Consider the following 6747-nt stretch of genomic DNA (forward strand, 5'->3'; position numbering starts at 1 on the left):
TTACAACACGATCATGAAGAAGCAGTAAGAACTAAAGGATTCAAAGCGGCTACATACCTTGGAAAAGTAGGTAAGAATGTGGAACCTGATGAAGTGAAAACTTATGAAACATTACCACTTTTACAACAAGTTCAACAATATCCAGAGTTACCTAAGGTAGTATATGTATATATGCTTCAAACACAAGGATTATTACATGATACTTATGTATATGGTGTAGATGCTAAGAAAATAATTCCTACATTTATTTATCCAACAGAAGTATTTGACGGAGCTATCGTAAGTGGAAACTGTGTATCTGCTTGTGATAAGAACCCTTCTTATGTTCATATGAATCATCCAATAATAGAAGATTTATATGAGAGACATGGCAAGGACTTTAACTTCTTAGGTTGCGTTATAACAAATGAAAACGTATATCTAGCTGATAAAGAGAGATCATCAAATATGGTTGCTAAGTTAGTAGAATTCTTAGGAGCAGATGCTGCTATAATTTCTGAAGAAGGATTTGGAAACCCAGATGCAGACTTAGTTATGAACTGTAATAAGGTTACAGCTAAAGGCGTTAAAACTGTTCTAGTTACAGATGAGTATGCTGGTCAAGATGGTATGTCTCAATCATTAGCAGACTCAACTCCAAAGGGTGATGCTGTAGTAACTGGAGGTAATGCCAACGAAGTTGTTATTTTACCACCTATGAAAAGAGTGATTGGTCATGTAGATGCTGCAAATACTATTGCTGGTGGACACATGGGAAGCTTAAGAGAAGATGGATCAATTGAAGCTGAAATCCAAGTTATTACTGGAGCAACTAGCGAAGTAGGATTTAACTACTTAACAGCAAAAGGATATTAATTTTAAAATATAACTAAAAAGTTTAGTTTAATGATTATGAGTACATTGAAAAGGAGATAGATACTATGTTACAAGGAAAAAAAGCTATCTGTATAGGAGATAGAGACGGAATACCAGGACCAGCTATAGAGGCTTGTGTTAAATCAGCAGGAGCAGAAGTTGTTTTTGCATCAACAGAGTGTTTTGTCTGAACAGCTGCAGGCGCAATGGATCTGGAGATCCAACAAAGAGTTAAAGATTTAACTGAAAAATATGGTGCAGAAAACATGGTAGTAGTAATCGGAGGAGCAGAAGCAGAAGCATCTGGATTATCTGCTGAAACAGTTGCTGCTGGAGACCCAACATTTGCAGGTCCTTTAGCAGGTGTTGATCTTGGATTATCTGTTTTCCACGTTGTAGAGCCAGAAATAAAAGCAGAGTGTGATGAAGCTATTTATGACGAACAATGCGGAATGATGGAAATGGTTCTTGATGTTGATGCTATTATAGAAGAAGTTAAAACTGTAAGAGACCAATTCTGTAAATATCTTTAATAAATAATTTTAATAGAAAATGTTAAATTAATTGACCTAAGAAATAGAATTTCTAGAGGGCAAGTCCCATGAAAGGGGGAAAACCTATGTTAAAAGTTGTTCATTATATAAACCAATTCTACGCAGGAATAGGCGGAGAAGAAAAAGCTGATATTAAACCTGAGGTTCGTGAAGGGTTTGTAGGACCTGGACTTGGATTAAATGGGTTATTAAAGAAAGAAGACGTTGAGATAGTTGCTACAGTTATTTGCGGAGATTCTTACTATGCTGAGAATACAAAAGAAGCACAAGCAGAAATTATCGAAATGGTTAAAAAATATAATCCAGATTTATTTATAGCTGGACCTGCATTTAACGCTGGAAGATATGGTGTTGCATGTGGAGATGTATGTAAGGCAGTTAAAGAAGAGTTAAATATACCTGTATTATCTGGAATGTATATTGAAAATCCAGGTGCAGACATGTATAAAAAAGATTTATATCTTATTTCTACAAGAAATAGTGCTGTAGGTATGAGAGATGCATTACCTAAAATGGCTAAATTAGCTATTAAATTAGCTAAGGGAGAAGAAATAGGTTCTCCAGTAGAAGAGAACTACATTGAGAGAGGCATAAGAAAGAACTATTTTGCAACTGAAAGAGGATCTAAAAGAGCAGTTGACATGCTTGTTAAAAAATTAAAAGGTGAAGAATTCGTTACAGAATTTAAAATGCCTGACTTTGATAGAGTTGATCCAATGCCAGCAATAAAAGATATAACTAAAGCTAAAATTGCTATAGTTACATCTGGTGGTATAGTTCCGAAAGGAAACCCAGATCACATAGAGTCATCTTCAGCTTCTAAAATTGGTAAATATGATATAGAAGGAATTAATGATTTAACTGGAGAAACCTTTGAAACGGCACACGGTGGTCATGATCCAGTGTATGCTAATGAAGATCCAGATAGAGTTATCCCAGTAGATGTCCTAAGGGATCTTGAAAAAGAAGGAAAAATAGGATCATTACACAGATATTTCTATTCCACAGTTGGTAATGGTACAGCTGTTGCATCTTCTAAAAAATATGGTGAGTTTGCAGCTAAAGAATTAATAGCTGACGGCGTGGATGCAGTTGTATTAACTTCTACGTGAGGAACTTGTACACGTTGCGGTGCAACGCTTGTTAAAGAAATAGAAAGAGCTGGACTTCCAGTAGTTCACATGTGTACTATTACTCCAGTATCTTTAACTGTTGGAGCTAACAGAATAATTCCTACAATAGCTATTCCTCATCCACTTGGAAATCCAAACTTAACAAAAGAGGATGAATATGCATTAAGAAGAAAACTTGTTGAAAAAGCTTTAAAAGCTCTTGAAACAGAAGTTGATGGACAAAAAATATTTGAATAATTAAAATTAATAATTTAGTAATTAGGGGATTACCCCTAATTACTAAATATATTGATAAGAAATTGTCTAGTTTGCACAATGTACAATGAATAGTTTGTACCTATTTATTATAGATTGTGCAAATTACAAAATAAATTATTATAAACGCACATTATTAAGGGAGGTTGAATTAAAAATGAATTTTCCAGTTATAAAGAAAGCATCTTATATTTTAGTGAATACTCCAGATATGGTAATACATAATGGAACTACACAAACATTAGAAAAACAAACAAATCCAGATTCAGAATATTTAAAGGCTATAAAAAATAATTTAAGAAGTTTTGAGGATGTTGTAGCTTATGCACCAAATCAAACTTATATAGGAAACATTACACCAGAAGAGCTAGGCGAAATGCCAAGACCATGGGTTGGAAAGAATGTAGAAAATGCTAATAGATTTGGTAAATACGGCNNTCTATGGATTAATGAAGATATCTGATGTATTTGACTTAGTTTTATTAGAAGAATCTTTTGTTGAGACTATAAAAGAAAAATTAGCTAAGCATCCATTACTAAAAGAAAAAGCAGAAAAAGTTACTGGCGATGAAATGACTAAAATTGAAGATTTAGTTAAAAATGCTGGGGCAGAAGGATTATATGTAGATGGGAAACTTATTGGTTGTGTAAGAAGAGCACATGAGTTTGACCCAAACCTTTCAGCACACTATATGTTAGAAAATTTAGCAGTTAAATCATCAGGAGTACTTGCTGGAATGCATCTAGTTGATAATTTAGATATTCCTGTGGAAGAAATAGGATATATAATAGAATGTTCAGAAGAAGCAATAGGAGATATGAACCAAAGAGGTGGCGGAAACGTTGCTAAATCAATAGGTGAAGTTGTAGGTCTTTCTGGAGCTACTGGTTCAGATATGAGAGGATTCTGTGCAGGACCTACTCATGCATTAATAAATGCAGCATCACTTGTTAAGAGTGGAATATTCAAAAATGTATTAGTTATTGCAGGTGGAGCTACTGCTAAGCTTGGAATGAATGGTAAGGATCACATAAAAAAAGAATTACCAGTACTTGAAGACTGTTTAGGAGGATTTGCTATTCTTGTTTCAGAAAATGATGGAGTAAGTCCAATTTTAAGAACTGATATAATTGGAAGACATACAATTGGTCATGGTGCTTCTCCACAAGCTGTGCTTGAAGCATTAGTACTTGATCCATTAACAGCAGCTGGATTAAAAGTAACAGATGTAGATAAGTATGCACCAGAAATGCAAACTCCAGATATAACTGAACCTGCAGGAGCTGGAGATGTTCCAACTCAAAACTATAAAATGATTGGTGCTTTAGCTGTTAAGAAGGGGCAATTAGATAGAAAAGAACTGCCAGGATTTATAAAAGAACATGGATATCAAGGTTATGCTCCAACTCAAGGGCATATCCCATCTGGAGTGCCAATAGTGGGACATGGAATAGATCACATTAAAGACGGCGTTTTAAATAACTTTATGATTGTAGGAAAAGGAAGCTTATTTTTAGGAAGAATGACTAACTTATTTGATGGAGTTTCTATACTAGTTGAAAAGAATACCGGAAAACTAGACAATGAGTCAGGTGTTAGTAAAGAAGAAGTTAAATCAATGGTAGCAGATGCCATGAAAGATTTTGCAAGCTTTTTAATGAACTCTGATAAATAGAGCCTTAAAACTCAGAAGGAGAATTGCTCCTACTGAACCTTAACAATTACTAATTTATCTCTTTAAATATAAGAGATTATTAAAGAAACGGGGTGTAGAAATGAGTCAAAATACTACTAAAGCAATGATTGCTGAAGTATTTAATGATATAGCAACAGGAATAAAAAGCGGACAATTCAAGAAAAAAGTTAGAATAGGTTTAACTATACTAGGTTCTGAACATGGAGTCGAAGAAATGGTTAAAGCTGCTGAACTTGCAAAAGTAAAATATGGCGATTTTGATATAGTTTTAATTGGGCCTAAAGTAGATGCTGATTTTGAAGTAGTAGAAGTAAAATCAGCTGAGGAAGGGCATAAAAAAATGACATCTATGTTGGAATGTGGAGAATTAGATGGTTGTGTTACACAACACTTTGATTTTCCAATAGGAGTTTCTACAGTAGGTAAAGTAATGACTCCTGGAAAAGGAAAAGAAATGATAATTGCTACAACCACGGGAACTACTTCTACAAATAGAGTTGAGGGTATGGTTAAAAATGCTATATCTGGGATATCTGTAGCTAAAGCTAGTGGCGTTAAAAATCCAAAGGTTGGAATACTAAATCTTGATGGCGCTAGGCAAGTTGAGAGAATTCTAAGAGAAACTCAAGAAGGTGGATATGACATATCTTTTACTGAATCATTAAGAGCTGAGGGGGGAGCTGTAATGAGAGGAAATGACCTTTTGGCAGGGACTCCAGATGTTATGGTTTGTGATTCATTAACAGGAAACCTATTAGTTAAAATATTCTCTTCATTTACTACAGGTGGAAATTATGAAACGGTAGGAGCTGGATATGGTCCTGGAATTGGAGAAAACTATGATAAATTAGTTAATATAGTTTCAAGAGCCTCAGGAGCTCCTCTTATTGCAGAAGCTTTAAGATTCTGTGCAACCTGTGCAGAAAATAAGGTTTTGGATATAGCTAGGGATGAGTTTAAGGCAGCTAATGTAGTTGGATTAAAAGAGTTTATAGATAAGACTACAAAAAAAGCTAACAAACCTCAAGAAGAGGAAGAGGTAAAAATGCCACCTAAAAAGGTAGTAACTTTCTCTATAGCAGGTATAGATATACTAGAGCTTGAAAATGCATGTAAAGCACTTTGGAAAGAGGGTATATACTCAGAGAGTGGAATGGGTTGTACTGGGCCAATAGTACTTGTAGCTGATGAAGATGGTGAAAAAGCGCAAGAGGTATTAAAGAATGCTGAGTTTGTATCTTAAAATGTAAATAATAAAAATAAAATTGACTGTATTCTTACAGTCAATTTTATTTGATTTTTACGGATAATTATGGTATATTCAGCATATAAATATATGAAATTAAATAATATTGAATATATTTATATACATGATAAAAATTTTTTATTAGGTTATAATACATACTATAATAAAAATTTTTATATATTTATATTACTTATTTATTTCAGGAGGGTTTAAGATGAAAATGAAAAAAATAGTTGCTCTTATGGCAACGGTTGCTATGACTGCATCCCTACTTGTAGGTTGCGCTGGTAACGGAAACGATGACAAAGGGACAGCAAGTGAAGGCAAAGATACTCCTAAAACAGAAGTATCAGTAGGTCTTTCAACAGATGAAGGGGGATTAAATGACAAATCATTTAACCAATCAGCTGATGAAGGAGTTAAAAAAGCAGTAGATAAGTTTGGAGTTAAATATACTTCAGTTGAAGCTCAAAAGAAAGAAGATTATGAACCAAACCTACAAGCATTAATAGATGGTGGTTCGGATTTAACTCTAGCTATTGGTTTCCAATTAGCAGATGCAGTTAAAAATGTAGCTAAAAACAACCAAGATTCAAAACTTTGTATTATAGACTCTGTAGTTGAAGCTGATAACGTAATGTCAGTAACTTTCAAAGAAGAAGAGGGTTCTTTTTTAATGGGAGTTATAGCTGGATTAACTACTAAAACTAACAAAATTGGATTTATAGGTGGAAAAGACTTCGATACAATTAATAAATTTGAAGCTGGATTTGCTGCTGGTGTTAAAGCTGTTAACCCAAAGGCTGCTGAAGGTCTTTTAAGTGCAGATGGAAAGAACCCAGGAACAACTGTTAAATATGCAGATTCTTTTGCTGATACAAATAAAGGAAAGGAACTTGCTACTTCATTATATGGAGCTGGATGTGACGTAATTTATCATGCAGCTGGTGGATGTGGTATTGGTTTATTCCAAAGAGCACAAGAATTAAAGAAAGAAGGAAAAGAAG

The 6747-nt window shown here is 34.1% G+C and carries 5 protein-coding genes and 1 pseudogene; all 6 read left to right on the forward strand.

The annotated features are described in order from the left end of the window. On the forward strand, positions 1-855 hold an 855-nt coding region (locus B2671_RS02695; protein ID WP_346869034.1), incomplete at its 5' end, for a glycine/sarcosine/betaine reductase component B subunit. A gap of 65 nt (positions 856-920) precedes the next feature. Beyond that, positions 921-1388 carry a glycine/sarcosine/betaine reductase complex selenoprotein A gene (grdA, locus tag B2671_RS02700; RefSeq protein ID WP_346869035.1) on the forward strand — a complete coding sequence of 156 codons (468 nt, stop codon included), beginning with the start codon at positions 921-923 and terminating at the stop codon, positions 1386-1388. Between the two features lie 86 nt (positions 1389-1474). Further along, complete coding sequence (gene grdB, locus B2671_RS02705; RefSeq protein WP_346869036.1) at positions 1475-2779, forward strand: glycine reductase complex selenoprotein B; 1305 nt, start codon at positions 1475-1477, stop codon at positions 2777-2779. 175 nt (positions 2780-2954) lie between these two features. Then, positions 2955-4473: pseudogene (gene grdC / locus B2671_RS02710) on the forward strand (glycine/sarcosine/betaine reductase complex component C subunit beta). Positions 4474-4573: 100 nt separating this feature from the next. Next, positions 4574-5737 carry a glycine/sarcosine/betaine reductase complex component C subunit alpha gene (gene grdD / locus B2671_RS02715; RefSeq protein ID WP_346869037.1) on the forward strand — a complete coding sequence of 388 codons (1164 nt, stop codon included), beginning with the start codon at positions 4574-4576 and terminating at the stop codon, positions 5735-5737. Positions 5738-5954: 217 nt separating this feature from the next. Then, the coding region (locus B2671_RS02720) for a BMP family ABC transporter substrate-binding protein (protein WP_346869038.1) at positions 5955-6747 on the forward strand (793 nt) is incomplete at its 3' end.

Source organism: Clostridium sp. UBA5119 (assembly GCF_002414285.1).
In the GTDB taxonomy this organism is placed as follows: Bacteria; Bacillota; Clostridia; order Clostridiales; family Clostridiaceae; genus Clostridium_J; species Clostridium_J sulfidigenes.